2 protein-coding genes are annotated in these 1,951 nt (G+C 48.4%); both read left to right on the top strand.

Going from position 1 to position 1,951, the window contains the following annotated elements:
* Nucleotides 1-50: 50 nt before the first annotated feature.
* Nucleotides 51-554 (top strand): DUF3987 domain-containing protein, encoded by a 504-nt coding sequence (locus AACO21_RS16615; RefSeq protein ID WP_346193637.1) that lies wholly within the window; start codon nucleotides 51-53, stop codon nucleotides 552-554.
* Between the two features lie 503 nt (nucleotides 555-1,057).
* Nucleotides 1,058-1,696, top strand: coding sequence for an inovirus-type Gp2 protein (locus tag AACO21_RS16610; protein WP_346193636.1), 639 nt, complete (start codon nucleotides 1,058-1,060; stop codon nucleotides 1,694-1,696).
* Nucleotides 1,697-1,951: the final 255 nt, after the last annotated feature.

Genomic DNA, 1,951 nt, shown 5'->3' with positions numbered 1-1,951 from the left:
AAATCACTCGCTCAGAAATCAGGTAAATTAACCATGGACTCTAAAGCCCATTGCTACTGAAAACGGGGGGACGTCGCGTCCGAGCGAACGATATTGAGGCGATGTTGCGAGAAGGGGGATATCTTTGTGAAATCCGTGATTTCGGCTCAAAATTGATGGAGCACGTCGGCCGTGTAGCAGCGATCCTTCACGTTTTTTCACGTCAGGAAGGAAAAATCACGACCGACACCGTCGAGCGAGCCTTTGCGATTGTCTGGTTCCATGCGGAAGAGTTTCGCCTCTTATTCTCCCCGTCGCTTGAAATCCCGCCAGCGGTCCTGGACGCCGAAAAGATCAAGCGCTACCTGTACCAGAACTTTGGGATATTCGGTTGTGCAACGGTTCCTCGCAACACAGTACATCGTTTCGGCCCGGTTCGAGGACTAGATCGTTTCGTTCCGGCGATTGACGTTCTGTTGTCCCAGAATGTCATCTGGATTACACAAGTTCATCGGAAAGCCCCGCTGATCATCAATCTCAACCAGAACTTCTTCAGCCAATACGTCATCACCTAACTAGGCTGGAGACCTTGTAATCGATGCGTTCGTGCGATTTTGTCGCACGAACGCATCATTTTTTTGTACACACGCCATTCAAAAACGAATCACCCAAGCCCTCAAGCTCACCCAGCACTAAAAACGAAGACAAGAAGCTCGATCCGAAAATTACGCACATCAAGAAGAAAAATGTCCTTTCTAGATGAAGGCGAAGATCGCTTTGGCATAACTTTGTACATCAGCAGCCTTCACAGCCACCCCCTTTATGGTGGGTAATTATAGTTCGTATACCAACCGTTTTCAGTGCACGGCAAAATGGGGAGAATTCAGGTTATTAGTATTATTAATAACAAACAAGTACTCGATTACTAACACACATCACACGAAGCCACGTACGGTCAGCCAGAACTCCCAACAACATTGCCCCTTACAGCCCAAGACCTCGCTCCGCAGAACAACTTTTTACTCCTTTGGTATACATACTATGGAGACTTCTCCGAACAACCATCGGGAGTATTGAAATGGCAAAAAGCGGAAACAGCAAACGCATGAGTGAAAGCACCGCAGAGTACGTCGACCAACTGCTCGAAAAGCACTCAAAGGTTCAGGTCATACGCCTCGACCTAGGCTACAAGAAGGAAGTTGCCAGAACAGCTTCACTCGACGACATTAACAAGGATCTCACACATCTGCTCAACAACCGCCGTGCGAAACCCTCTGTTTTTGGGAACATGATTGGCTACATCGCAAAAAGGGAATACACAGAGGAAAAGGGACCACACATCCACAGCCTCCTTTTTTTTGACGGACAGAAGATCAATAAGGACGCGTACAAGGGCGACCAGATCGGGGAATACTGGGAAAATCAGATCACCAACGGCAAAGGTATATTCCACAACTGCAATCGTGAGAAAAACAAGTATGCTGAATGTGCCCTCGGGATGATTGACCACACCGATAAGGCCAAACGTACTGTACTCAAGGAAAAGGTCATCCCCTACTTGTGCAAGGACGAACAGAGCATTGAACAGATTAAGACACCAGGAAATAAACGCTCATTTACCCGAGGCATCTCTCCACGAAAAAAGAGCAATGCAGGACGACCTCGCCAATGCGTATCGTCTCCCGCTACCGACAATTCATCAGAAGAAATCAAGTAGCAAGTCGAAAACCCAGCAACCATTGGCACAGTTTGCCGCGACAGATGTTTAATCGGTGCGAGATTTAGCTTCATGCCAGTACCACTCGGCAGTTGTTCGGCCATTGCTGCCGTTGCCGGATCAGTCCGTGTCGGGCGGCATTCTGGCGGTAAGCCGCCCGTCATCCGCAATCAGGATCTAAGTGTTTAGTCCCACAGTGTGGTGGTGTAATTTATAGCCAGCTACGGAGGGATGAGTTATGGGACAGGTACTCCA

This window comes from Dechloromonas sp. ZS-1 (assembly GCF_039649255.1).
Classification (GTDB): domain Bacteria; phylum Pseudomonadota; class Gammaproteobacteria; order Burkholderiales; family Rhodocyclaceae; genus Azonexus.
Note: the sequence above shows the minus strand (reverse complement) of the source record. Positions and strands in the feature narration are given on the sequence as shown.